Here is a 22,294-nt window from a genome sequence, read left to right as displayed (position 1 = left end):
CCTCGAGACTCCCGCCTCGCGAGCACAGCCGCCTTCAGAGGTGGATTTCGAAGACGGTGGCGCCTGATGCGGCAGTGTCATGCGCGACGCGCACTGCCCGACGACGCGAACTCGAGGGCCAGTGCCGCGGTCCTTTCCCTCTCACCGCGACGACACGAACGTCGCCGTCCCATCTTTTCGGAGGCCGATTCCCGGAGGCGTGAACATGGCCAGGACGCAGGTCGACGTCAGCACGGAAATTTTCGGCAGCGCCACCAGCATCGCGCATCTGGCCCAATTCGCATTCGACCGCGAAGACGGCCGAGACATGACCGTCGAATACGCCATGAGGCTGATCCAGAAAGATTGGCCCTTCGAAATCGATCACTCGAAAACAGAAATCGAATGCGGCGTCGGTATTCGTGTCGCCTCCAAAGACGGTTCCGTTCTTCATGTCGGCGCTTGGGCGGACTGACATGAAGCCTTCCCACGGGATGCCCTAACTAGGGAGCTGCGCTATGATACGGCAATATTATGCTCAACGCCGCCAGGGTGGCGACAATCCGAAGGGCGTCGGCGTCATCGCCGTCGGATCCATCTACTATTTGCAGAACGACGGCTATTGGCGTGATCGATTTCGCGGGGCGCCTATTCGCCGCAATCCCTGCATTGTCCTCGCGTTTTTGAATGGCGTCGTCGCCGCTTCCCGTCGCAGCGCCGCCGCAGGCAAATGGGAGGACGTCTATGTGAGCGGACGTTCCGATCTCGCCCTCGTGCGCTCCCTTCGCGATGGGCGCATCCGCAAGATCGCCGTCCGCACATTGATCCTCCACGACGATCTCGGCATGTGCAAAGACGCGGCGGAATATCCGACTCTTCCTCGGCTCGCCGGTCGCAAGTTGCCGCTTCGATCTGTCGCAGCATAACGAGGCCGTCGCGGAGCGCTCTGGCTCTCGACGCACATGTGAAGCAGAGGGCGCCGAAATGTGTCGACAATGGATTCCCTCGGAGCTTTTGCTGTTTGCGAGCGCCAAATCGTCCCCTGAGTTCATTCGTCGGTCTGAAAAGGCGAGTGTGGCGCCATCCGCTCTCGTCGCGACAGATTCGAGGTGAAAGTTCGCGAATCCGAAATCTCGCTTCGCTCGCTCGCGGTTCTTTCGAATAGACGCGCCAAGTCATCGCTGACGCCCGAGACGGGATGAATGAAGGACGCATCGACCATGCGCCCTCGGATCGCTGTCGGACCGTCCAGCACCAACACGACAATGCTGGCGACGGCCGCGCCCAGCGCGCCAGCCCCGACTGCTATCGACAGAGCGCCTGTGAGGAAGGCCGCGACGGATTTCGAAATCCAGCTTCCACTGGGATAAATATCTGACGACGATTCCTTATTCATGATGGCCTCCGGACCTGCATACGGCGACACCACTATCGACCGCATCGCAACCGTGAGCTCGCTGTGCGCGGATATAAATGGAGGATCGAATGCCTGAGTCGCACCCGATCCTCATTCACAGTTCGATGTCGGCGCTCGCCGCTATTTGCACACCACGCGCCCAGGAGTGTACACGCATCGATCAATCGGACTTTTGAAGACAAAAGTTTCGCGCGTTCCATCCTTATATCGGCACACGAGTTTTAGCGGTTGATGCGCCTTTTTGAGATTGTGCCATCCTTGCTCCTTCAAAGAGCCGTCAGGCGTCAGCGATTCTGTGTCCGGCGTGAGTGTCCCCGGCGGGTCCGCTAGTCCCGAAATGATCGTGATCCCCGATAGGTTATTCTTGCAAGGTTCGACGGCGAAGGCCGCCGAAGGAACCATCAGCATCAGTATGGTGAGCGCCTTAGTGCGATACGACATAAAATTTATCTCCCGCTTCATATTGATTGTTCCCTGTCCAATATATCGTCCTGTAATGGGCCGGCTGATTCAACCATTGGTCCATTACCTGTATGCCCTGATCGTTCTGACCGAGGTAAATCGCCGTGTGGCTCTGGCCCGGCGTGTTCGTGTATGTCCCGTCATCGCCAAAAGTCGCGATCACAGTTCCCGTTGCAATGTCGCTAGCGCCCTCAACACGTTCGCCCGGAACCCAGGTCGACGTCAGGCCGACGTCGGATGTCGCCTGCGCCAGCGCGACGCATTGCCCACTTCCGACGCTCTGGCCATTGTATTGACTGTAGTCGGTTGCGATCGTGCCCGCGCCAATTCCGCCGTCGCCATTGTAGCCGCCGCCTCCGCCATTTCCTCCTCCTCCGTTCCCGCCACCCGTATCCGTTCCACCGGTCGGATAGCTGAAATTCGGCGCGCCTTTCTCGCGGTACGTCGGAATCACCGTGGCGGGCAATCCGCGTTCGACGACAGGGGTCGGGTCGGCTATCCCCGGCGTCGGCCCCCACAACGCGCACCCCGCGCCCGCGGCGAGAGCCACCGCAATCAATCGACATGAGACGACGAGCTGTCCTCGTCCTCCGCCATGCCCTCCGCCGCCGGCGTCCGGAGGGGACATATTCATTTTGCGCAACATGAGACCTCCTTTTTCAGAAGGCTCTCAACATTGCTCCCATCGGCGCGAATGTGAAATTCCTGTCAACCGCGAAATCATCATCGCGGATCTTTTGGCCATGTCGTCGCCGCGCCTTTGGCTAATCCCTCATCGCGACGGGCTTCCGGCCGGGGAGACCGGCCGCTGCTCATGCGGGCGCGCGCAGCGTCACCGTCGCTTCCGGCGCTGTGCGATGCGAGGCGAGCGAGGAATTTCGAAGAAGGAAGAATGAAGAATCGAAGTCGAGCGAGAAACCGCAAATCCCGATTGCACGCCGGCGTTCTACAGCCGCCTGCGAGTCCTTCGGCTCCAGGCGCCGCAGAATTTTCCCCTGTCCGCTGCCGCCCGCTCTACGGCGGGCTCCCGAGCGCGGGCATTCCTCGCGCATCAAAATTCAACGGCGCCCGGAGCTCAGCGCTATCGCTCGACCTCCGGCCTTTCGGCCGGAGGCTCCAGATCGCCTTTCCGGCTGTTCGTGAACGCCGTGCAACGGGCTGCGGCCCCGCTCGGAGAAAAGACATGAAAAACATAGCAGAGTTTCAGCTCATCGGACGCGTCGGCGCGGTCAAGAAGGTCGGCTCCACCACGCACGTCACCATCGCGTCGAACTACTCCTACAAAGACGAGGGCGGAGAGTGGAGGGACGACCCGCACTGGAACGAGGTCGTCGTCTTCTCTACCGTAACCACACGTTACATCGAAAAATATATCGGCAAGGGCGATCTCGTGCACGCGCGCGGCCGCGTCCGGCAGAACAACTATGAACGCGATGATGGCGAGCGTGTCTTCACCGTTGATCTCATCTGCAACGATTTCTCGCGCCTCGCGCAGGCCGCCGACAATCGCGACGGCGAGCACCGCGACGCCGATGCGCGGGACGACTCCTACGGGCGCCGGCAAAGGAGCGCATCTCCTGGCCCGGATGACGCCATTCCCTACTGATCGATTGGCCGGAGGGGAGGCCCTCGACGCCTCCCCTCGTCCCTATTTCGGAGCGCGGTAAACCGGGAAGGCATCAGCCGCCGGACGTCCTCGCCGCGAGTTCGTCGGCGCACAACGCATGCGCTTCCGCGTGCAAGTCGAACCGCGCCCAGGTCTCGCCGCGCTTCGCGATCTCGATCGCGCGCGACGCGCCCGCAGCGCGCTGACACGCCACATGCGCGTCGACCAGCAGGCGCGCGGCGTAGAAGGTCCGCGCCGACGCCTGCTCGCTGAGCGGGGTCAGCCAATAGCCACCTTCCGACTGCGCCTCGACCACCTGGCGTTGCGCCTTCACCGCCGCCAGTGACGCGTCGTGCGCATCACGGCACAGCGACACCGCGCGTTCGACGATCGGCTGCAGCAGCCGGTCCAGCTCCGCCTGTCGCTGCGTGCTCGACAGGCGAGCCCCCTTCTGCGCGATGTCATCCGCCATGTCCTGGTCGGCCGCGTCGCGAATGCCATCGATGTCGTCGTCGAATCCGAACGACTCGATCACCAAGGAGACTTCTCGCGAATCCGGCGCGATATCGCGCACGAGCTCCATCGACGGCTTTGCGCGCCGCTCGATCGGAAAGCGCACGACGTTCGTCATGCCGGGCGTCAATTCGATGCGCATGGCCACTCTCCTGTTGCGGATCGTCTCATCAAACCAGACGCGGCGTCGGAATACAACGGCAACACATTGATAATAAGATGAAAAGTCACGTCGATGCGACTTTTCTTCCCTTCGTCGCCGCGCTCGCACTCTCGCTCGTCGTGGACGCGCTCGGATCGCAGCGGAAATACCGCCCGCCGATCGCCCCTTCGAAAGCGGCGCCGTCGCGCGACCGCCGCAACTCGAATTTCATGACCGTGCCCGGAACGGCAACCATCATGATCTGCGTGTTCGATTCCACCACCTCGACCTCCAACGGCTCCCGAGGGCGATCGATATCAGTCAGCTTAATTCGGGCGCTCATGAATAATTCGCTCCAATTGCTTATTGTTGTTCTGAAATTCGCTTTCGTTCGAAACATGTGCGGCGGCGGGCCTTGGCGTCAACCGCTCACGGCCGTCATTTCTTCCGGGCTCAAGCCGGTCGCACCGCCGTCGATTTCGAGCACGCGCGCCCCATCGACCAACGCCAGCTTCGACCGCGCTGCGCGCGTCGCCCGCAACATCCATTCCTTCTGGCGTGCGCTCAAGCCTTGGGCGTCATTCACGACCAGCACGTCCGTCGCCGCCAGCCGATCCTGCTTCTTCTTCCATCGGCCCAGCAGCCCGTGGACCCCGACGCTCTTGATGCCCGACTTCTTCTCGAACGCCTTCGCCGTCTCATATGTCAAGCCTACTCCGCGGAGCCGCAGTCCCGCTCGCTCCCATTGCGAGATTGCCTCCGCGAACGTCCTGCCCGTCTCCGTCGTGTCGACGCCGCCCGAAGCCGCGGCGGCGACTCTGCTTTCGTCGGATGCGCATTGCACTGTCGCGGCGAGGCTGCGCGTGCTGAAACTTTCGCCGTCCGCGAGCCGGACCAGCCCGATCGAACATTCCACGCGCGCCAGCGCCGTGTCGAACTGCTCTTTTCCGGCTGTGTTTCTGCTCACGAACGCGATCATTTCGCCGTACGTGAATGTCGCGCCCGCGCGCGTCAATGCACGCAGCGCCAGCTCGGGTTCACCGAGCAGTCGCTCGCCATTGCGCCACGCGATTTCATAGTTCTCCGCCAGGCGCTCGCTTTCGGCGTCGTCGAAAAGTGGTTCGAGCTCTCGGCCGCGCGCCGCGTCCGCGCCCGCCCGGATCAACCGATCGCGGCCCGCGGCGAGAAGATATTTGTTCGAGAGCATCGCCCAGCGCTCGCGCCATTGCATGAGGAGCTTCGGCCCATGCCAATCGTCCAGCTTCTTCCCGAAACCATCCGACCCGATCTCGCGCATCGACAACAGGGCATGAAGATACACGCGCGTATGTCCATCGGCGCCTTCCGCCCGATGCAGGTTCACGTCCACCACCCGTCCGCGCTCGACGAAGAGCGGCGTCACGAATTCCCTGCAGAGCCCCACCTCGTCGCCAGCAGGAAGAGCTTCGGGCAGCGCCGCCTCGATTTCTAGCGCGAGCTGCGCATTGCTGCGCGTCTCGACTGCTTCGACTTCGTTCCAGAGGATCTCTCGCTCAGCCCACCGAGCATCTGCGCCGAGAGGCAGCAAGATCTCCGAATGAATGAGGTCGCTCACGGCGGAAAAGTCCACCTCGCGAAGTGTCTTCGCGTCCTTCAGCCTCGATCGCGAGCAATACGCCGCCGCCGAAATCACACTGCGCCCTTCGGACCGCCGAACCGAGCCGACGTTCAGAAAATGTATCGCCATTTCGAATTCCTCGTCGCGCGTCGCTCCAGCCCGTGCCGGAAATTCCGACGCGCGTCCGAGAGGCTCCGCGAAATCGGCGCGAATCTCGACGCGAGAAAATCGAAATTCGAACTCGGCCGATTGGCGCGGCCGACCGCGACTCCTGCTGCGGCCGGTCGTCCGCGCGCTACGCCGCGAACAATCGCCGAGCACAAAATGCCGTAATCGCCTGAAGAAGAAAGGGGAAAACTCGATTGCCACCATCGGGGCGCGGCCGCAAGGGCAAGTCGAGGCGCGCAAAGCGCGCCCCTTGCCCCCGCGCCCCGACGGCGGCTCAGCGGGAAAGTGTTCGAGGAATAGTCCCGAACGAAACAGGAGACGCTTCGATCTTCGACAAGCTCTCTCCTCAACCGCGGGAGCCCATCATGACCGTCAGCTTTTATCCCTACGTCTTCGACGCCGTTGCCGAACGGTACGTCCTCGCCGGAGCCGAGAACGGGACTTTCGAACTTTCCAACGCGAACGCTTTCGATCTTCTCTCCATCTTAGGATTCGAAGACCTGTGGTCCGCGCCCCCACAACCCATTGCCGCTTTCCTCGGCCGTCTCACCGCTGCTTTACGGAAATCCACCGGACGCCCTTCCGCGGAAATTCCCGTGACGGTCGACGAAATGCCCGGCCAGCTCATAGTTATCGATTGCGGTCGCTCTGAGGGCTACCTCAATCGACGGCTCCATGAGCTTGCCATCCTCGTCCAACAAAGCAAGGAAGCCGGAGCGACCCATGTCGGCTGGGGATGACCCCCCGAAATCCCGGGCAAATACGCCGCGTCCTCGTCTCGCCGCCCCCTTCTTCTATCTCTCCGTCCATGATAGGATTTACACCATGAGCGCTGCAGCAATTCTCAAACTCCAGGCCTCTGGCTTCTCCGTCGAGCAAGTCTCGGCGCTCGCTGAATTGGTTGACACTCAGGCCGCGACCAAAGCCGATGTCGAGGCCGCCAGCCATAAGTTCGATCAGAAAATCGAGGCTACCGGACATAAGCTCGACCAGAAAATCGACGGCGTCGAGCACCGCCTCGAGCTCAAGATCGGCGAATTGAAGTCCGACCTCGAAGCCACAGAGCGTCGCCTCGATCAGAAAATCGACGGCGTGGAGCATCGCCTCGAGCTGAAAATCGAAGGCCTCGATCGGAAAATCACCGAGACAAACGCCAACACCCTCAAATGGGTCATCGGCGCAATCGGATTTCAGACCCTCGTCCTCGTCGGAACCATCGTCGGAGCCGTGGCCGCCCTCACGAGATTCATTCCGGCCGCCCCGATTATCCACCAATAGGCGAATTCCGATAAATCGGAACCGCGCTCTACTCGCGCCGCGCGCGGCGCTCACCGAGCCGTCGCAAGCGACGTCTCGGCCGTTCCGGTCACGATCGCTTTCGCAGGAGCCGGTCCGACACGCGAATATTCCTTAGCCTCTCGAGAGCATGAAGACCGCTGTTTCTTCCCAGCGCGCTCCCGCGCATAGAAAAGAAACTCTTCCCCAGCCGACACCGGGCTTCGCCGCACTTCGCCGCTCTCTGTGGCGCGCTCAGTGTCGTTGTCAAAGGGGCGGCGTGCGGTGACGCAGGAATCTTTCGATCCCGCCGTTCGGGCCGGGCGCCCCTTCGGAAGCGCGTCGGATTTGCGCTCGCCGTGATCTCGCGGCGTCGTGGGCGGCCAATCCCGCCGCTGCGATCGGCGAGACGACCCCCCGGCCGGCGGCAGGCGTAGCCCTGCGTGGCTCGGCGCGACGTCGAGCGCTGGCCCATGGTCGCTCGCACGGCGGGCGCGACCTCGTCGCTGTCGATGGCGAGCGCGCTGTCGGGATCGGAGTCCTCGTCGCTGTCACCGAGAAAGCTGGCCCCCGGCAGTGCGCGCCTCGGTCCGTCCGATGCGCTGATGTGCTGGGTCGGCGGAGTCGTCGAGCGCCGTGGGCGGTCCGGTTGCAGAGCGTGTCATGGGCCGCGGGCGGTCGTCGGGGAATCGAGGGCGAGGCCGCTGCAATCGACGGTTCGTCGCGCGCGTCGGCAGTCGTCGGCTCGCTCCGGTCGATCGAAGGTCGGCGGGATGCATCTCGCTGTCGCGGAGTTCGGGGAAACACGCTCGGTCTCGACGATCGCATGATTTCTCTGGGGGCGTTTCGCTCGGCAGGCCCGATACGTCGGTTTGCCCCCTCGGTTTTGTTGCGTCCCTAAGCCTGGCCGACCGGCCCCGCAACGGCGGCCCCCGACTTTTTTCCGCCGATGCCGGGGCAGTTCATTTTTTGACCGGCGCAAGCGCCGGATCTCTTTTCTTTGCCCCGGACATCTTTGCATCGCGAGGCAAAAAAGTCGGCGTCTCGCCGTCCTCCGCTTTGCTACGGCCCGCGCCGCCGCCCGATGGGCGCCGGACGCGGGTGCAGGCCCGCTCTCTAGGCCAGGCTTTCAGGGACCGCACCGAGGGGAACAAACCGGCATCGGGCCGGCGAAACCCCCGGCCCAGAAAATCAGGATCACGATCATGACCAAGCGTCCCCAAACGTCCGCTGCGAAACGCAATAAGCCCGCTCGTCCCCCGATCTCGCTCGAGAGCGCGCGCCTCCTCTGCCCCGACGACGCGATCGCGACGAACGTCGCCGCAGCCTTCGCCCTCTCCGTGCCCGACTTCTCCGGGATCCGCGAGGCCCACGACACGCTGCTCCGCAAGACCTGGACCGCCTTCGACGAGGCGCTCAACGAGACCGCCACCAAGATGCACTTTCAGCGCATCGTCGGAACCTACGTCGCTTCCGCCCAGGGAGCCGGACGCTTCTACTCCGAAAAGGTGACCGAGGCCCGCACCCTCACCGCCAAGCTCGCCAACGAAGCCCGCGACGAGGATCGCGACGCCCCCGCCGGCTTCGAGTCCAAGGCCCAGCGCGCTCGCCAGTTCGCCGCCGATCTCGCCATCCAGACCTACGCCCTTCTCGCCGCCGCCGAGGGAGCCGTCGAGGCCTATCTCCAAATCACCGGCGAAGATTGGAAGCCCTACGTCGCCCCCAGCGAGACCGAAAGTGTCGAACGCAAGTCCGCCGCCGCTGAATTGGGAGCCTTCGGCTGAGCCCGAGCGGCGGGGATCGAAAGGTCCCCGCCTCGCTCTCTCGTGATCTCGATGGAGAACGACATGTTCGACTTCACCAAGCTCCGCCGTCCGAACGCAGCCGAGCAGCGCGAGCAGGAAGAGCGCCGCCGCGCCGACGCCATCGCCGCCGACCACACCCGTCGCCTCCTGCGTTCCCGCGACGCCCTCCGCGTCACCCTCACCGATCACCCCGACGCCCGCTTCACCATCGCCGGCGACCGCGCCATCCATTTCTACGGCGACAAGCCGAACGGCCGCGAGGCCCGCGCCGTCTGGTACGCCCCCGATCACATGAGCCGCGACGAATTCGACACGATCGTCGCCGGATATGCGATCGGCGCAACGCTCGACCTGCGCGGCTATTGGAAGCCGTTCAATGGCAATTCGGGAACGAGCTTCGCCTTTATCGCCCAGTTCGTGAAAGCCGCCGACCGCGCCGAGCCCGTCGAGCGCAAATCTCCCCAGGCCGAAATCGACGCCTTCGGCGCTTGATGCACGGCGAGCGGGAGCCGCGAGGCTTCCGCGACACCGTTTCCCTATATTGATTGATCCGCCCTGACGAGGAGAGCGACCCATGCCGGTCCCCGCCGAATCCGCAAAAGCCTATGTCGCCCGCGTCATGGCTCCATACAAAAATTCCCTCCGCGTCGAAATCGACGACGTCGTCGCCTCGGTCGAAGACGGATCGGCGATGAAAGTCACCGGCCGCGCCTTCTATAGCGACGGGTCGGAGACCGCATTCGAATGGGACGTCTGGCGCCTCGAGGACGGCGAACTCTATGGCGAATGGTAGCTCGCCGCTCGCCTCGCCACCACGAAAGTAATCGCTATGCCTCTCTCCCGCCGGCCCATCGCCCGCCCGATCAACCAGGCCGCCCGCGCCCTGCGCCGACGCGCCGCCAACGCCGGCGCCGAGATCGCTCTCGACGCTCGCCCCAAAATCGTCGCGCCGAAAAAAGGTAAGGCCTCCTATCGCCGCGCCAAACTGAAGCCCCCCGATCCCGAATAACCGAGCGCTCTCGGCGCTTCGGATTCGCTACCCTGACCGGAGACACGCGAATGAACGCCTTCGATTCCCGCCGAGCCTTCCCCGATCGAGACGCCTCCCACGCGGCCGCCGCACGCGACCAAATCCGAGAGAGCGCCCCTTCGGGGAGCGTCCGCCTCGGCAACAAGCGCAAGGGCGCCGCCGCCAAGCCGCGCCCTGGCGAAGCCGTCGTCGATATCGACAGATGCAATCCGATCCTCGGCAATCCCTTCATTCTCCAAAATCATCGCGACGACGCCCGTCGCGCAGAAGTCATCGCGCTCTACAAAAAGAAATTCGACGCCGACCTCGCGCGCGGCGGGCCGATGTCCGCCGCGACCGAAAAGCTCGCCGAGCGCGTGCGCGCCGGCGAGCGCCTCATCCTCATGTGCTGGTGTCACGGCGCTCCGCTCGACAAGCCCTGCCATGGCGATCTCATCAAAGACCGTATCGAGAAATTGCTCGCCTTCACTTGCGATTGAACCGCGCCGGCGAAGCGCGCCGCTCCAAAAGGTGAAGGGCGGACGCGACGATCGCGCCCGCCCTTCATTCGTTTCGCGTTCGATAGCCTTCTCGTCCTCAGCCCGAAAACGGCCACCACGTCAGCCATCGACGCTTCAGCTCGTCCGGCAAATCGCGCCACTCCCGCGGAGCCAGCGTCTCCAGCTTGCACACCCAGTCGCCCGTCGGCTGACCCTGTATCGCCACCCGCATCGGCGTCTTCGCGCAGCGTGCCAGCGATTGCAGCGCCGGCTCGTCCTGCAAGACCCGAATCTGATAGCCGGACCAGAAGCTCACACTCAGCAGCGCCAACGCCGCCCCGCTCATCTTCATCGCGAAAATGCGCGTGCGACGACGGTGGATATTGTTCTCCGCCAGAACCAGCCATTGCTGCGATTCGCTCGTCAGATTCTTCACCAGGTCCTTGCAGACATTGCTGACGATCGTCTCCTGAACAACTTCCGCCTGCCGGATCGCCAGAGCCGCCATTCGGTTCGCCTCACGAAGCCGCGCGATCTCCGCATCCGTCGCGCTCTGCGCGCCACGAACGATCTCCCGCATTTCGGCCACCGATCCCGAAACGAGTGACCCGAGCGACCGCAGCGCCGCCATGAACACCGCGATGAACCGGCCCTCTGGATGGTTCGTCCGAACGCCCCAGCCGTGAGCCGCCTGCTCGACCTCGCGGATCGCTCCTTCGAGCGGCTCCGTGATCGTCGCCGCCTCGGACGCCTGTGCGCCTCCCGACCGATTGCTGTGATCCAACATGATCATGCCTCCTTCGCCGCGGGAGTCCACGCGAGCGGAATCCCGCTCAACGCCTCGGGAAGCTCCTCCTCCAAGAAAATCTCCGTCCGAGCCCGATCGAACAGCGACAGCAGCTCCTCGTCGCCCTCGAACCTCCCATCCGCAGCGTCGCGGAATGAGATCCCCAGATCCATGATCTCCGACATGCACGGAAGCGCTGGCATGGTGATCACCACCGCGCCCTTCGAAACCGCGTCCCGAACGACGCTATCCGTCATGATCTCCGCAAACGACTGAGCGATCGACTGACCCGACTGGACGAGCCCCGCGTTCAAAACGATGAGCGTCGCCTCGGGCATGAACACATCGGCCGCCGCCATATGCCGCAGATAATCGAGATCGGCCTTCTCCGGTCCGACGACATGAACCGCCACCGGCCGAATGCCCATGCGTTTCAGCAATCGAACGAGACGCGTCTCCTGCGCCAGCTTCAGCACGGTCGAATCCCCGCCGGGAAAGTCGATCAAGGCGTGAAATCGTCCCCGACTCTGATCCTGAATCCGATCCTCCAGCCAGCGCTTTCGGTCCTCGAAGGTGCTCCCCGGGCGTGGCTCGAGCGCGTCCATATGAAAACGCGACAGGCTGTGCGTCTCGTTTTGCTGGTCCGCATTCCAGACCTGCAACTGTCCGCCCGCCGACCGATAGTATTGAATGAGCGTCGTCGCCGTCGCCGTCTTCCCGACTCGACCCCGGCCCAGCATCATGATCAGCACGGGAAGCGCGGCGCCTTCGCTCGCCTTCGGCGCGCCAGTGACCGCGGTTCCCGTGTCTTCGATTTGGTTTTCGACCTTTGCCATGGTTATAGCCTCCGCTTCTCGACCGCCGCCGTCTTGGCCGCGCCGACGCCGCAAACGTCGGCCGACCGTGCGCGAATATGAACTCGGATTTTTTTGTCCCTTCGTCATGGCTGCCTCGCCGTTTCGAACTCGACCAGAAGCACCTCGTCGTCGAGGACGAGCAGTCCCTGCGCTAAGCCCGTCCACTTGTCCGCTCGGCGCGCCTGCATCCCGCTCCACGCCATTGTCAGTTCGATCGCGCGCGGCGTCAGACGCCCGTCCTCCCCGATCTCGCTCATGCGTGCGCGAATGTCCGCCTCGGCCGCGACACGTTGCTGCACCGCCCGCTGGGGCTCGATCGGATGTCGCACCAGCCCCTCGCGAACGCCGGGCGCGCCCGCTTTCGGCAGAGCGAGCACGCCCCGGCCCCTCGGGCTGCTCGCGACCGAGTTCCCCGCGCCATTCGTCGCCATCAGCGGCCGCAAGTCCGCCGGTTGTCGTGACGGGTAGCTTCGCCTCTGCTCAGATCTCGATTCGCGTTCGCGAGCCTCGGCAGCCTGTCGTTCGCGTTCCGCGTTGACGTCGCGGCAGACGCGCGGCCAGATTCGTCGCACCGAATTTCCGTAAGGCGTCTTGCCTCGCAGCCCTTGAACGCCTTCTCGACCGATGTCCGCGGCGATCGAATCCCAAGTCCGCTTCAATCCGACGATCTCTGGCTCGACGCGGTCGTAATTTTCCCGCAGCCATCGGTAGATGTCGCCGTGTCGGCTATAGGCTTTCAGTTCGATCAGCGATTTTTTGCGCTCTGTCATCGCCCATTCCTCGCGCTCCTGCGGCCACAGGCCGCCGCCCCGGCAGGCCCAGGGCGCCGTTCGCCGCGGCTCTCGTCTCGCGATGAAAGTCGGAAGGTGCGCGAACCCCAATTTGAAATTCGGCCCGTCACTATCTTTTTTTGGCGCGTCCTCTTATTCTGGTCCCAGTCTTGCTTGCGCGCCGGGGCGCAACAGCAATCTCGCGACAATCCCGCGTCAGTCAGGAGTCAACGTCGCGACACTCAAAAACAACCATTACGGACCATTGCACCGTTGGTGCCGGACGCCCCTCCGGGGCGCTCAGAGCCGAACCGGCGAACATCACACGCAAGGCGCGCTGACGCGCAGTAAAATACGCAAAAGTTGAATTTGAGGGGCCGCCGGCGTGGAATTCGGCGCGCGCGGCGCGGTCCGATAAATTTTTTTCGGCGCGAATTTCCGGTCGGCACGGCGCTTCATATTCGCACACATCACTCGCAAGCTGATTCTCGTGGCGCCCGGGCAAAGCCCCTGGCGCAGCACGGCTGTTCGAAAACAGCCGTGATTTCAATGCGAGGTGGAAAATGTCAGATCATCAAAGCCACGACGCCGGCGCTCCCGCGCAGAACCTGCCCGTCGAAATCCTCGTCTCGGTCGCCGAGGGAAGAGTCCTCGCCGACAGCCGCCAGGTCGCCGATGTGTTCGGCAAACGCCATGACAACGTCCTGCGCGATATCGACGGGTTGCTCCAGTCCTCAAAATTGAGGGATGCGCAGAAACAATGGTTTATGGAGATATCTCACCCTCATCCAACGGTCGCGGACCGCGCCATTCGCTCCTTCGCGATGACCCGCGACGGCTTCGCACTTCTCGCCTTCGGCTTCACAGGGGATGAAGCGTTGGAGTGGAAAATCAAATATATCGACGCGTTCAACGCGCTGGAGACCGAGCTCGGCCTCCGGCGACCCGACGACTCCGAGGAGCCCGAGTCGGCGCCGCTGGAATTCGCCGAGCACTGCCGCCGGCGCTTCAAGGATATCTACTCCGGCGACTTCATCAGCCCGGACTACCTGCTCAAGATCCTGTTCATCGGAAATATCCCCTACACCGGCGACAAGCGATTCCCGCTGCTTGCGGAAGAATCCTGCGAGGCGCTCGGGATCCGCAATAAGGAGCCCGCGCTGGAACGTCTTCCCCCGCTTGCGAAAGGGTTCGTCACCGTCGATTTCGGCGGTGGGCCGACAGAGCGCCAGGCAATCACGGAGGCGGCTCTCTATGCGCTCGCTTTCGACCGCCGCCAGCTCAACACGGCATGGCCCGCCGGTCCCGGCGGCCTCTTTCCTTACGATGTCGCTGCCCAAAACGACGCCGTCGCCCTGTGCTATCAGATCAAGACGCTCGAAAGCTACTTCCGGTCCTTTCGAGAGAAGGTCTCTCTGGGAGCAGGGCTCGCGGAAACACCGGCGTTCCATAATTTCGAACGGGTGATCCTTATCGCCGCTCAAGCCGCGGACCAGCAGCTCACCGTCGGCTTGCCGGGCCAAAGACATTGATCTTTAGAAAAAAGATCACGTGACGGAACCAAATGGGCGAGCAGTTCGCCCTGCTTTCCATCGTCTCGGCGCCGGCCAACTTCGTATCCGCGCCAGCACGTTCGCACTGGCGGTTGCGTCGATCGGTTTTCGACGCAGCCGCCGGATGTACAAGTTTCGATTAGTGGAAATCCCGGCTTCTCACCCTTATCGATTCCCTGGGCAATTCGGGAAGACCGGAGCCGCGGCTACGGAGCTGGTCGCCACGGCCATGTGGGAGAGGAAACGTCTCATCCCGACTGCCCACGCTGGCAAGGTCGGCCGAGAGGTCCGTAATGCGCTGCGCGACCAGATGAACGACGTCGCCCTCGCGCTGGACGCGGCCGTACGCCGCCATCATGCCGGCCGACAGGATGGCGCGCCGGTTTGCCTCGAGCACCTTCGCCCAGATCACGAGATTGGCGATGCCAGTCTCGTCCTCCAAGGTGACGAACATGACCCCTTTGGCGCTGCCCGGACGCTGGCGGACGAGGACGATGCCGGCGGCCTCCAGCCAGCGGCCGTCGCGCGCCGCCATGAACTCGGCGCAGGTGACGATGCGCCGGCGCCGGAGATCCTCGCGCAGGAAGCTGAGCGGGTGCGCCCTCAACGTCAGTCCGACATGGCCGTAGTCCTCGACGACCTCGCCGCCCGCCGTCATCGGCCGCAATGTCACGACGGGCTCGTTCACCTCGGGCACGAATTCCGCTTCCCGCGCGGAGGCGGCGGCGAAGAGAGGAAGCGGCTCGTCCCGCAGCGCCTTGATCGCCCATAGCGCCTCGCGGCGGGCGAGCCCCAGGGCCGGACGGAAGGCGTCGGCTTCGGCGAGATGAACCAGAGCGGCGGAGGGCACGCCAGCGCGGCGCCAGAGATCGTCGACCGAGGCGAAGGGCCGGTCGGCGCGCGCAGCGACGATGGCGCCGCCATGGGTGTTGGCGAGACCCCTGACCATGCGCAGGCCGAGGCGCACGGCGAAACGGCTGTCGTCCGCGGTGGGCTCCAGCGCGCAATCCCAGCGCGAGGCGTTGACGCAGACCGGCCGCACGTCGACTCCATGCGCGACCGCGTCCCTGACAATTTGGGCCGGCGCATAGAAGCCCATGGGCTGAGCGTTCAGCAACGCCGCGCAGAACACATCCGGATGCCAGCATTTCAGCCAGGCGCTGGCATAGGCGATGAGTGCAAAAGAGGCCGCGTGCGATTCCGGAAACCCGTAAGAACCGAAGCCTTCGAGCTGACGAAAGGTCTGCTCGGCGAAGTCGCGCTCATAGCCGCGGTCGACCATCCCTTCGATCAGCTTCTGCTTGAATCCGGAGACGCCGCCGGTGAATTTGAACGTGGCCATGGATTTGCGCAGCATGTCGGCTTCGCCGGGCGTGAAGCCGGCGCATTCGATCGCCACGCGCATGGCCTGTTCCTGAAAGAGCGGGACGCCCAAGGTCTTGCCGAGAACTTTTTCGAGCTCCGGCTTCGGGAAGACGACGGGCTCCAGCCCTTCCCGGCGGCGCAGGTAGGGGTGGACCATGTCGCCCTGGATCGGTCCCGGCCTGACGATCGCGACCTGCACGACGAGATCGTAGAAGGTCCGAGGCTTCAGCCGCGGCAACATCGACATCTGCGCGCGGGATTCGATCTGAAAGGTTCCGAGCGTGTCGGCGCGCCGGATCATCGCATAGGTCCGCGGGTCCTCGGCCGGGATGGCGGCGAGATCGAGATGGATTCCCTTGTGATCGGCGAGCATGTCGAGTCCGCGCTTCATGCAGCTCAGCATCCCCAGCGCCAGCACGTCGACCTTCATGAACTTCAAGGCGTCGATGTCGTCCTTGTCCCATTCGATCACTTGCCGCGCGTCCATCGCGGCCGGCTCGATCGGGACCAGCTCGTCGAGCCTGTCCTGGGTGAGCACGAATCCGCCGGGATGCTGTGACAGATGGCGGGGCGTCCCCATGAGCTGACGCGCGAGGTCGAGCGCCAGGCGCAAGCGCCGGTCGCCGAGGGCGCCGACATGTAAGTCCTCGGCGCCCTCCGATCGTTCCCAGACACGGCTCGACAGCGTCTCGACGATATCCTGCGTGAGGCCGAGCGCCTTGCCGACGTCGCGCATCGCGCCCTTGGCGCGATAGCGGATGACGGTCGAGCAAAGCGCCGCGCGGTCGCGGCCATAGGTGTCGAACACCCACTGCATGACGATCTCGCGCCGTTCGTGCTCGAAATCGACATCGATATCCGGCGGCTCGCGGCGCTCCTCGCTGACGAACCTCTCGAACAGGAGGTCGTTGCGGCCGGGATCGATCGAGGTGACGCCGAGCACGTAGCAGACGGCGGAATTGGCGGCCGACCCACGGCCCTGGCAGAGGATATCCCGGGAGCGGGCGAAGCGGACGATGCTGTTCACTGTGAGGAAATACGGCGCGTATCGAAGCTTCTCGATCAGGCCCAGCTCGTGCCGCAGGGACGCCCGGACGCTCTCCGGCACGCCTTCGGGATAGCGCGTTTCCGCGCCTTCCCGGACAAGCTTTTCCAGCGTCTCCTGCGGGGTGAGCGTCGGATCGTCGCGCTCCTCCGGATATTGGTAGGAAAGCTCCGCGAGGTCGAAGCGGCAACGCGCGGCGATCTCGATCGTGCGCGCGACCGCCTCGGGATTGCGCGGGAACAGCCGGCGCATTTCCTCGGGCGGCTTCATGTAGCGGTCGCCGTGCTCGCGCCGATCGCCGAGCTCGTCGATGGTGACGCCGTGCCGGATGCAGGTCACAACGTCCTGCAGCATGCGCCGGTCGGGCGCGTGATAGAGCACGTCATTGGTGACGACGCTCGGCACGCGCATCCGCGTGGCCATGGTCGACAGCTCGTGGATCCGAAGCTGGTCATTGGGGCGTCGACGAAGCGTCAGTGCGAGATAGGCGCGGTCGCCGAAGGCGTCGCGCAGCCGGCGCAATCGCAGGCCGCAGGTCTCATCGGCCTCGTCGGGAACGAGGACGCCGATCAGGCCATCGCCGTAGGCGACGAGATCGGCCCATTCGAGGATGCATTTCGCCTTGCCGCCGCGCTTCTTGCCGAGCGACAGCAGTCGGCAGAGCCGGCCATAGGCGGCGCGGTCGGTCGGATAGACCAGCACCGACATGCCGTCCATGAGATCGAGGCGACAGCCGACGATCAGGCGCACGCCGGTCGCCTTGGCGGCCTCGAATGCGCGTACGACGCCGGCCAGCGAGTTGCGGTCGACCACGGCGACCGCTTCGACGCCCTGAAGCGCCGCCTGGGCGAAAAGCTCATCGCAGGATGACGCGCCGCGCAGAAACGAAAAATGCGACGTGACCTGCAGCTCGGCGTAGCGGAATGGGCCGCTCATCCGAACACTCCGTGAAGGAACCAGCGCTGCGAGCCGCTGTTTGGATTCTCTCCATCTCCAGAGCGGAAGATCCAATAGCGTTCGCCGGCGTCATCCTCGACGCGGAAATAGTCACGCACGGCGGTCAGCTCGGCATCGCGCCGCCACCATTCGCCGCGGATGCGCTCGGGTCCGTCGGCCCGGCGGACGCGCCGCCGGACGCCGCGCCAGGTGAAGGCGACCGGCGGATGATCCGGCAGCGCGGCCATTGTCTCGATCGGCTCGGGCGACGGCAACAGCCGCGATGGCCGAGGCCAGCGCCCCTGCCATGTCTCGCCGGTGTCCGGCGCCATGGGCGGAATTCGGCACACTGAGCGCTCGGGCGTCTCGGTGGCGACCGGCGCAGCTCGGTAGAGGCGCTGCTCACCGACGCGGTTGACGAGGGTATCGACGAGATCGGACACGTCCGGCGCTCCGTCCTCGACCATTGCGGTCAGGGTCTGCTTTTCCGCGAGCGGCTCGGCCAGTGTCGCGGTGAGGCTGAGGGTTTCGATGCCGAAGCCGGGCTCGATCGTCTCGATCTTGTCGGTCAGCAGTCGCGTGAGACGCTTCACGTCGCGCCCCGGCATGGCGACGCCGACACGGACCGCCTGCAGGCGATCGTCGACCCGGTGACAAATGAGGTCGAGACGTTTGGCCCCCAGCCCCTCGGCCTCCAGCCCGGCGCAGAGCTGGACGACCAGCTCGCCGATATGGCGGGCGATGGTCTCGGCCGCGCCGATAGGCTCCGCGAAATTGCGCTTCACCTCGATCAGCTCGCCCGGTCGGATCGGCTCGATCGGCTCGCTGAGAATTCCGAGGGCCTGATCGATGCGGCGGCCGAGCTGCGGCCCGAAACGCAGAGTGAGCGGCGCGCGCGGTTGCGCGAGGAGATCGCCGATCCGCTCGAAGCCGAGAACATGGAGCGCGGCGACCATGTCGGCAGGCAGGCGAAGCGCGGTGAGCGGAAGGCCCGTCAGCACGGAACCGCAATGACCGAGCGGCGCGATCAGCACGGGCCGCGCGGCGTAGCGAGCCAAGGCGTGCGCCGCGCCCCAGCTGTCGGCGATCGCAGCACGCGCACGCACGCCGGACGATGAAAGCCTGTCGATCAGGCCGGCGAGCATGGTCTCTTCGCCGCCGTGAAGATGATCGGCGCCGGTGGAGTCGATCACCAAGCCGTCCGGGGGATCGGCCGCGACGATAGGCGCGTAGCGTCGGAGCGCCCACAGTGCGAGACGGTCGAGACCCTGGGCGTCTGCCGCGGGGTCGTGATCTCGAACGACGAGGCCCTGCACGAGAATCCGCGCCTTGGCGGCCGGCATTCCGACGCGCGCGCCCGAGGCCACGGCTGCCGCGTCCGCAGCCTGCACCACCTGCCTCCTCCCGTCGTGACCGATCAGGACGAGCGGCGTCTCAGCCGGCGGCGCCGCGCCGCCCGCCTGCCGTCGAAGCCGGTCTGTGGGCCAGCTCGGCAGGAACAGCGAGACGACCCGAACCATCACACGCCTCCACCTCGAAATCCGCGCTTTCACCGGCGCGGACGCGGATCAGCTCCAGGAGCCAACGGTGGCGGCCGACGCCGGGGACCGGCAGAGCCGCCGAGGGCATGACCGAGACGCGCCATCGGGTCGCCGCGGCAGTCGGCTGACCGAAGTCGACGGCTTCGGATTGCCGGCGCCAGCGCCGCAACGCGAGCCCGATCGAGCCGCTTCCCTCGGCGCAGAGCTGGAGACGCCGGGACGCGGTCATGTCGAGACGCGCGACTTCTCCGACGACCGCGCCGAGACCGCCGTGCCGCAAGCCTTCCTCGACACATGCGAGCACTGTCTTGTCGTTGCCGGCCTCGACATAGATCACGCGATCGGGCGCTAAGCCCGCCTGCGCCAGCGCCGGGGCGAAGAGGTCGGATCGCGTGATGACCCAGAGAACCTTGCCTTTCGTGCGGGTCGCGATCCCGGCGGCGAACAGCGCCGCGGCCGCGCCGTCCACGGCGCCATTGCCGCCGCCAGCGACCTCATGGAGCGCGCCGAGGGGGAGACCACCGCCCGGAAGACGCGCGTCGATGTCGGCGATTCCGAACGGAAGGACCGATTTGACGCGCCGGGCTCGGCCTTCGATCTTCTCGATCTGCGCGCGCAACGACTCTATGGCGGGCTCGTGCCGCAATCGCCTTCTCGACCTCTGGGTGTGGGTTCAACGTCATGTTCCCTAAATGTTCTCCCCTTCGAGGTCGGGAGTCAAGAGGACGGGGTTGCGGATATTTCTCTGCGAGGAAGGCCGCGCGAACGCTTCGTGGCGCCTCGAGCAATTTCGAGGCGCCGCAGCTTCGATTTTCGTGATACGCCGCCATTGCGAACAAAACAAGAATCATGGTTCAGTCCGCTGGCCCGCTCACCCTGCCGATTCGCCCATGACCGCCGTCGCCTATCTCGAAAAGCTCAACGCCGAACAGCGCCGCGCCGTCGAGCACGGCCTTGCTGACGGCTCGTCGGCCTCCGCCGGCGGCCCGCTGCTCATCATCGCGGGCGCAGGCTCCGGAAAGACGAACACGCTCGCCCATCGGGTCGCGCATCTCATCGTCCGGGGAGCCGATCCGCAGCGCATGTTGCTGATGACCTTCTCCCGCCGCGCCGCCGCCGAGATGACGCGGCGGGTCGAACGCATTTGCGCCGAGGCGCTGGGCGCCAAAGGCGGCGGCGACGTGCTCGCCTGGGCCGGCACGTTTCACGCGATCGGCGCCAGGCTGCTGCACGAATATGCCGGCGCCATCGGCCTCGATCCCGCCTTCACCATCCATGATCGCGAAGACTCCGCCGATCTGATGAATCTCATCCGCCACGAGCTCGGATTCTCGAAGACCGAGAGCCGCTTCCCTGCCAAAGGCACATGCCTTTCGATCTACTCCCGCGCCGTGAACGCCGAAATCCCGCTCGAGCAGGCGCTGCTCGGCGCCTTCCCTTGGTGCGCCCGCTGGCATGACGAGCTGCGCCGATTGTTCGGCGCCTATGTCGAGGCGAAGCAGGTGCAGAATGTGCTCGATTACGACGATCTCCTGCTCTATTGGGCGCAGATGATGCAGGACGAAGCCCTCGCAGAGGAGATCGGCGGCCGCTTCGATCACATTCTCGTCGACGAATATCAGGACACCAATCGCCTCCAGGCCTCCATCCTGCTCGCCTTGAAGCCGAAGGGCCAGGGGCTCACCGTCGTCGGCGACGATGCGCAATCCATCTACTCCTTCCGCGCCGCCACTGTGCGCAACATTCTGGAATTTCCGAAGAGCTTCGCGCCGCCCGCGGAAATCGTCACGCTCGACCGCAATTATCGCTCGACCGAGCCGATCCTCGCCGCGGCCAATGCAGTGATCTCGCTCGCCGCCGAGCGCTACGCCAAGAACCTCTGGACAGAGCGCCGCTCCTCGGAGCGCCCGCAGCTCGTCACCGTGCGCGATGAGAGCGATCAGGCGCGTTTCATCGCCGAGCGCGTGCTGGAGGCGCGCGAAGCCGGCATGACGCTGAAGCAGCAGGCGGCGCTGTTCCGCGCCTCGCATCACAGCGCCATGTTGGAGCTGGAGCTCGCCCGCCGCAACATTCCCTTCGTGAAATTCGGCGGACTGAAATTCCTCGACAGCGCCCATGTGAAAGATGTGCTCGCTTTGCTGCGCTTCGCGCAGAACCCGCGCGATCGCGTCGCCGGCTTTCGCATTCTCCAAATCCTGCCCGGCGTCGGCCCCTCCTCCGCGCAGAAGATTCTCGACTTCCTCATCGAGCGCCCGGACCCGCTCGCCAGCCTCGCCGAGGCGCCGACGCCGCCGCGCGCCGGCGAGGAGTGGCGCGGCCTCGTCGCGACGCTGCAATTGCTCCATGCGAGAGAGGGCTGGCCGGCGGAAATGGAAGCGGCGCGCCGCTGGTATGAGCCGCATCTCGAGCGCCTGCACGAGGACGCGCCGTGCCGCCTCGCCGATCTCGTCCAGCTCGAGCAGATCGCCGCCTGCTATCCCTCGCGGGAGCGCTTTCTCACCGAGCTGACGCTCGACCCGCCGGATGCGACCAGCGACGAGGCCGGTCCGCCGCTGCGCGACGAGGATTATCTCATCCTCTCGACGATCCATTCCGCCAAAGGGCAGGAGTGGAAGTCGGTCTTCGTGCTGAACGCCGTCGACGGCTGCATCCCCTCCGATCTCGCGACGGGAACGGCGGCGGAGATAGAGGAGGAGCGCCGGCTGCTCTATGTCGCGATGACGCGGGCGAAGGACAGCCTGCGCCTGGTGACGCCGCAGCGATTTTTCACTCATGGCCAGCCGGCGCAGGGCGACCGGCACGTCTACGCCGCGCGCACGCGTTTCATTCCCGCGGAGCTGCTGCGGCATTTCGACTGCGCGAGCTGGCCGGCCGCGTCAGCGGTGGGCGAGCGTCTCATCGGGGGTGGGCTGCGGGTCGATGTGCGGGCGAAGATGCGGGGGATGTGGGGATGAATGATGAACCGAC

At 64.8% G+C, this 22,294-nt stretch carries 22 protein-coding genes; 12 read left to right on the top strand and 10 right to left on the bottom strand.

All coding sequences use genetic code 11. The features are described from left to right. Window positions 1–205 precede the first annotated feature (205 nt). Window positions 206–454: a hypothetical protein gene (locus METLW3_RS0122890; protein WP_024882071.1), complete on the top strand. Its 249-nt coding sequence runs from the start codon at window positions 206–208 to the stop codon at window positions 452–454. Between the two features lie 43 nt (window positions 455–497). Beyond that, window positions 498–905, top strand: a complete 408-nt coding sequence (locus METLW3_RS0122885; protein WP_024882070.1) for a hypothetical protein — start codon at window positions 498–500, stop codon at window positions 903–905. A gap of 915 nt (window positions 906–1,820) precedes the next feature. Here the strand turns inward: METLW3_RS0122885 and METLW3_RS29320 are convergent. After that, the gene (locus tag METLW3_RS29320; RefSeq protein WP_157096282.1) at window positions 1,821–2,504 is read right to left on the bottom strand and encodes a BPSL0067 family protein; all 684 of its coding nucleotides are present in this window, start codon (window positions 2,502–2,504) and stop codon (window positions 1,821–1,823) included. A gap of 537 nt (window positions 2,505–3,041) precedes the next feature. Here METLW3_RS29320 and METLW3_RS26370 point away from each other — a divergent pair. Further along, window positions 3,042–3,464: a single-stranded DNA-binding protein gene (locus METLW3_RS26370; protein WP_024882066.1), complete on the top strand. Its 423-nt coding sequence runs from the start codon at window positions 3,042–3,044 to the stop codon at window positions 3,462–3,464. A gap of 73 nt (window positions 3,465–3,537) precedes the next feature. Here METLW3_RS26370 and METLW3_RS0122860 read toward each other — a convergent pair whose 3' ends face one another. The 3 genes from METLW3_RS0122860 to METLW3_RS0122850 all read right to left on the bottom strand — a co-directional run bounded on the left by METLW3_RS0122860 (window position 3,538) and on the right by METLW3_RS0122850 (window position 5,845). Continuing rightward, entirely contained in the window at window positions 3,538–4,119 is a 582-nt protein-coding gene (locus METLW3_RS0122860; protein ID WP_024882065.1) for a hypothetical protein, read from the bottom strand. Between the two features lie 85 nt (window positions 4,120–4,204). Then, window positions 4,205–4,462, bottom strand: coding sequence for a hypothetical protein (locus METLW3_RS0122855; RefSeq protein ID WP_024882064.1), 258 nt, complete (start codon window positions 4,460–4,462; stop codon window positions 4,205–4,207). 78 nt (window positions 4,463–4,540) lie between these two features. Further along, window positions 4,541–5,845, bottom strand: coding sequence for a MobA/MobL family protein (locus tag METLW3_RS0122850; protein WP_198022875.1), 1,305 nt, complete (start codon window positions 5,843–5,845; stop codon window positions 4,541–4,543). Window positions 5,846–6,249: 404 nt separating this feature from the next. Between METLW3_RS0122850 and METLW3_RS28560 the strand changes: the two genes are divergently transcribed. The 7 genes from METLW3_RS28560 to METLW3_RS27170 all read left to right on the top strand — a co-directional run bounded on the left by METLW3_RS28560 (window position 6,250) and on the right by METLW3_RS27170 (window position 10,473). Next, window positions 6,250–6,624: a hypothetical protein gene (locus METLW3_RS28560; RefSeq protein WP_024882062.1), complete on the top strand. Its 375-nt coding sequence runs from the start codon at window positions 6,250–6,252 to the stop codon at window positions 6,622–6,624. Next, window positions 6,608–7,162 (top strand): coiled-coil domain-containing protein, encoded by a 555-nt coding sequence (locus tag METLW3_RS27175; protein ID WP_198022874.1) that lies wholly within the window; start codon window positions 6,608–6,610, stop codon window positions 7,160–7,162. The genes METLW3_RS28560 and METLW3_RS27175 overlap by 17 nt, the downstream gene beginning before the upstream one ends. A gap of 1,202 nt (window positions 7,163–8,364) precedes the next feature. After that, window positions 8,365–8,943 (top strand): hypothetical protein, encoded by a 579-nt coding sequence (locus tag METLW3_RS0122830; protein ID WP_024882060.1) that lies wholly within the window; start codon window positions 8,365–8,367, stop codon window positions 8,941–8,943. 63 nt (window positions 8,944–9,006) lie between these two features. Next, window positions 9,007–9,456: a hypothetical protein gene (locus tag METLW3_RS0122825; protein ID WP_157516668.1), complete on the top strand. Its 450-nt coding sequence runs from the start codon at window positions 9,007–9,009 to the stop codon at window positions 9,454–9,456. 82 nt (window positions 9,457–9,538) lie between these two features. Then, a complete protein-coding gene (locus METLW3_RS26360) occupies window positions 9,539–9,757 on the top strand; it encodes a hypothetical protein (RefSeq protein ID WP_036310145.1) in 219 nt (72 codons plus the stop codon). A 36-nt stretch (window positions 9,758–9,793) separates the two neighbouring features. Beyond that, window positions 9,794–9,973, top strand: a complete 180-nt coding sequence (locus METLW3_RS0122815; RefSeq protein WP_024882058.1) for a hypothetical protein — start codon at window positions 9,794–9,796, stop codon at window positions 9,971–9,973. Between the two features lie 50 nt (window positions 9,974–10,023). Continuing rightward, on the top strand, window positions 10,024–10,473 hold the full coding sequence (locus METLW3_RS27170; protein ID WP_024882057.1) for a DUF4326 domain-containing protein: 450 nt from the start codon (window positions 10,024–10,026) through the stop codon (window positions 10,471–10,473). A gap of 97 nt (window positions 10,474–10,570) precedes the next feature. Here the strand turns inward: METLW3_RS27170 and METLW3_RS0122805 are convergent, their stop codons facing one another. The 3 genes from METLW3_RS0122805 to METLW3_RS28945 all read right to left on the bottom strand — a co-directional run bounded on the left by METLW3_RS0122805 (window position 10,571) and on the right by METLW3_RS28945 (window position 12,887). After that, window positions 10,571–11,260, bottom strand: coding sequence for a hypothetical protein (locus METLW3_RS0122805; protein WP_157516667.1), 690 nt, complete (start codon window positions 11,258–11,260; stop codon window positions 10,571–10,573). Window positions 11,261–11,262: 2 nt separating this feature from the next. Continuing rightward, complete coding sequence (locus METLW3_RS27165; RefSeq protein WP_157516666.1) at window positions 11,263–12,096, bottom strand: hypothetical protein; 834 nt, start codon at window positions 12,094–12,096, stop codon at window positions 11,263–11,265. Window positions 12,097–12,200: 104 nt separating this feature from the next. Beyond that, the gene (locus tag METLW3_RS28945) at window positions 12,201–12,887 is read right to left on the bottom strand and encodes a hypothetical protein (protein ID WP_198022872.1); all 687 of its coding nucleotides are present in this window, start codon (window positions 12,885–12,887) and stop codon (window positions 12,201–12,203) included. Between the two features lie 563 nt (window positions 12,888–13,450). On the opposite strand from METLW3_RS28945, the gene METLW3_RS27160 reads away from it, so the two are divergent. Continuing rightward, the gene (locus tag METLW3_RS27160; protein ID WP_024882053.1) at window positions 13,451–14,419 is read left to right on the top strand and encodes a Rha family transcriptional regulator; all 969 of its coding nucleotides are present in this window, start codon (window positions 13,451–13,453) and stop codon (window positions 14,417–14,419) included. Between the two features lie 160 nt (window positions 14,420–14,579). Here the strand turns inward: METLW3_RS27160 and METLW3_RS0122780 are convergent, their stop codons facing one another. Genes METLW3_RS0122780 through METLW3_RS0122770 form a run of 3 tightly spaced genes read right to left on the bottom strand, consistent with a single transcriptional unit; the run spans window position 14,580 to window position 19,973 of the window. Beyond that, window positions 14,580–17,786 (bottom strand): error-prone DNA polymerase, encoded by a 3,207-nt coding sequence (locus METLW3_RS0122780; RefSeq protein ID WP_024882052.1) that lies wholly within the window; start codon window positions 17,784–17,786, stop codon window positions 14,580–14,582. After that, the gene (locus METLW3_RS0122775) at window positions 17,783–19,306 is read right to left on the bottom strand and encodes a DNA polymerase Y family protein (protein WP_024882051.1); all 1,524 of its coding nucleotides are present in this window, start codon (window positions 19,304–19,306) and stop codon (window positions 17,783–17,785) included. The genes METLW3_RS0122780 and METLW3_RS0122775 overlap by 4 nt, the downstream gene beginning before the upstream one ends. Then, complete coding sequence (locus METLW3_RS0122770; protein ID WP_024882050.1) at window positions 19,221–19,973, bottom strand: ImuA family protein; 753 nt, start codon at window positions 19,971–19,973, stop codon at window positions 19,221–19,223. Before METLW3_RS0122770 ends, METLW3_RS0122775 begins: the two co-directional genes overlap by 86 nt. A 244-nt stretch (window positions 19,974–20,217) precedes the next feature. Here METLW3_RS0122770 and METLW3_RS0122765 point away from each other — a divergent pair, with 244 nt between their 5' ends. Continuing rightward, window positions 20,218–22,281, top strand: coding sequence for an ATP-dependent helicase (locus METLW3_RS0122765; protein WP_024882049.1), 2,064 nt, complete (start codon window positions 20,218–20,220; stop codon window positions 22,279–22,281). The last annotated feature ends 13 nt before the right edge of the window (window positions 22,282–22,294 follow it).

The sequence above is a fragment of the Methylosinus sp. LW3 genome (assembly GCF_000527115.1).
Taxonomy (GTDB): Bacteria; Pseudomonadota; Alphaproteobacteria; order Rhizobiales; family Beijerinckiaceae; genus Methylosinus.
The sequence above is the reverse complement of the archived record's forward strand: the minus strand, read 5'-3'. Positions and strand labels throughout refer to the sequence as shown.

What these genes read in the sequence shown, in the direction of transcription:
- METLW3_RS28560 (WP_024882062.1), top strand. Translation starts at nt 6,250, where the DNA reads ATGACCGTCAGCTTTTATCCCTACGTCTTCGACGCCGTTGCCGAACGG.
- METLW3_RS0122805 (WP_157516667.1), bottom strand. Translation starts at nt 11,260, where the DNA reads ATGTTGGATCACAGCAATCGGTCGGGAGGCGCACAGGCGTCCGAGGCG.
- METLW3_RS0122860 (WP_024882065.1), bottom strand. Translation starts at nt 4,119, where the DNA reads ATGCGCATCGAATTGACGCCCGGCATGACGAACGTCGTGCGCTTTCCG.
- METLW3_RS0122780 (WP_024882052.1), bottom strand. Translation starts at nt 17,786, where the DNA reads ATGAGCGGCCCATTCCGCTACGCCGAGCTGCAGGTCACGTCGCATTTT.
- METLW3_RS0122775 (WP_024882051.1), bottom strand. Translation starts at nt 19,306, where the DNA reads ATGGTTCGGGTCGTCTCGCTGTTCCTGCCGAGCTGGCCCACAGACCGG.
- METLW3_RS0122825 (WP_157516668.1), top strand. Translation starts at nt 9,007, where the DNA reads ATGTTCGACTTCACCAAGCTCCGCCGTCCGAACGCAGCCGAGCAGCGC.
- METLW3_RS27165 (WP_157516666.1), bottom strand. Translation starts at nt 12,096, where the DNA reads ATGGCAAAGGTCGAAAACCAAATCGAAGACACGGGAACCGCGGTCACT.
- METLW3_RS27160 (WP_024882053.1), top strand. Translation starts at nt 13,451, where the DNA reads ATGTCAGATCATCAAAGCCACGACGCCGGCGCTCCCGCGCAGAACCTG.
- METLW3_RS26360 (WP_036310145.1), top strand. Translation starts at nt 9,539, where the DNA reads ATGCCGGTCCCCGCCGAATCCGCAAAAGCCTATGTCGCCCGCGTCATG.
- METLW3_RS0122850 (WP_198022875.1), bottom strand. Translation starts at nt 5,845, where the DNA reads ATGGCGATACATTTTCTGAACGTCGGCTCGGTTCGGCGGTCCGAAGGG.
- METLW3_RS26370 (WP_024882066.1), top strand. Translation starts at nt 3,042, where the DNA reads ATGAAAAACATAGCAGAGTTTCAGCTCATCGGACGCGTCGGCGCGGTC.
- METLW3_RS27170 (WP_024882057.1), top strand. Translation starts at nt 10,024, where the DNA reads ATGAACGCCTTCGATTCCCGCCGAGCCTTCCCCGATCGAGACGCCTCC.
- METLW3_RS0122885 (WP_024882070.1), top strand. Translation starts at nt 498, where the DNA reads ATGATACGGCAATATTATGCTCAACGCCGCCAGGGTGGCGACAATCCG.
- METLW3_RS0122855 (WP_024882064.1), bottom strand. Translation starts at nt 4,462, where the DNA reads ATGAGCGCCCGAATTAAGCTGACTGATATCGATCGCCCTCGGGAGCCG.
- METLW3_RS0122815 (WP_024882058.1), top strand. Translation starts at nt 9,794, where the DNA reads ATGCCTCTCTCCCGCCGGCCCATCGCCCGCCCGATCAACCAGGCCGCC.
- METLW3_RS0122765 (WP_024882049.1), top strand. Translation starts at nt 20,218, where the DNA reads ATGACCGCCGTCGCCTATCTCGAAAAGCTCAACGCCGAACAGCGCCGC.
- METLW3_RS27175 (WP_198022874.1), top strand. Translation starts at nt 6,608, where the DNA reads ATGTCGGCTGGGGATGACCCCCCGAAATCCCGGGCAAATACGCCGCGT.
- METLW3_RS0122890 (WP_024882071.1), top strand. Translation starts at nt 206, where the DNA reads ATGGCCAGGACGCAGGTCGACGTCAGCACGGAAATTTTCGGCAGCGCC.
- METLW3_RS0122830 (WP_024882060.1), top strand. Translation starts at nt 8,365, where the DNA reads ATGACCAAGCGTCCCCAAACGTCCGCTGCGAAACGCAATAAGCCCGCT.
- METLW3_RS29320 (WP_157096282.1), bottom strand. Translation starts at nt 2,504, where the DNA reads ATGTTGCGCAAAATGAATATGTCCCCTCCGGACGCCGGCGGCGGAGGG.
- METLW3_RS28945 (WP_198022872.1), bottom strand. Translation starts at nt 12,887, where the DNA reads ATGACAGAGCGCAAAAAATCGCTGATCGAACTGAAAGCCTATAGCCGA.